The organism is Brevundimonas sp. Root1423 (assembly GCF_001426805.1).
In genome coordinates this window covers 1-982 of sequence record NZ_LMFL01000079.1, presented here as the reverse complement: position 1 = coordinate 982, position 982 = coordinate 1, and the positions used below count along the sequence as shown (strand labels likewise).

Below are 982 nucleotides of genomic sequence, written 5' to 3'. Positions count from 1 at the left end.
CTGGGGCGGCATATCGACATGCGCTTCACCCCCGACCTGCGCTTCCGCCACGACGAGAGCTTCGCGGCCGCCGAGCGCCTGAACCGGCTGCTGGACGATCCCCGGGTGCGCGCCGACGTCTATGTGTCGCCGTTCGAGGATGACGACGCGGAAGAGGACGGCCCGGCCTGATGGGTCGCCGGAAACGGGGCGAGATCGTCAACGGCTGGGTCTGCCTCGACAAGCCGTACGGCATGGGATCCACCGACGCCGTGTCGAAGGTCCGCCGCCTGTTCGACGCCCAGAAGGCGGGCCACGCCGGGACGCTGGATCCGCTGGCCAGCGGCATCCTGCCCATCGCCCTGGGCGAGGCCACAAAGACCGTGCCGTTCATGATGGATGCGCAGAAGGTCTATCGTTTCACCGTCAACTGGGGCGTCACCACCGACAGCCTCGACCGCGAGGGCGAGATCACCGCCCGGTCGGACGTGCGGCCGGACGTGGAAGCCGTGCGGGCGGCGCTGCCGGCCTTCGTCGGCGAGATCGATCAGGTGCCGCCGCAGTTCTCGGCCATCAAGGTGGACGGCCAGCGCGCCTATGACCTGGCCCGCGAGGGCGCCGATTTCGAACTGGCCAGTCGCCGTGTGACCATCCATGAGGCGGCGGTCACCGACGCGCCGGACGCCGACCATGTCGAGATCACCATRCGSACGGGCAAGGGCGTCTATGTSCGGTCGCTGGCCCGCGATCTGGCGRTCATGCTGGGCGCCGAGGGGCATGTTTCGGCCCTGCGCCGCGAGCGGGTCGGGCCGTTCTCGACGGAAAACGCCGTMWCRCTGGATTTCCTGACCGATCTGGTGCATAGGGACGCCGCCTCGGAAGGCTTGCTTCCCGTYGCGACCGCCCTGGACGACATCCCGGAGCTGGCCGTGACGGAYCARGACGCCTTCTCGCTTCGTCAGGGACGACCGATCGTTCTGCTCCCCCGACAGGTCGAAACGCT

Annotated in this window: 1 protein-coding gene; it reads left to right on the top strand. The window is 68.7% G+C overall.

Annotation, left to right across the window (positions count from 1 at the left end; all coding sequences use genetic code 11):
* Nucleotides 1-170: 170 nt before the first annotated feature.
* Nucleotides 171-982: tRNA pseudouridine(55) synthase TruB (gene truB, locus ASD25_RS28265; protein WP_056621543.1), on the top strand; the 812-nt coding region annotated here is incomplete at its 3' end.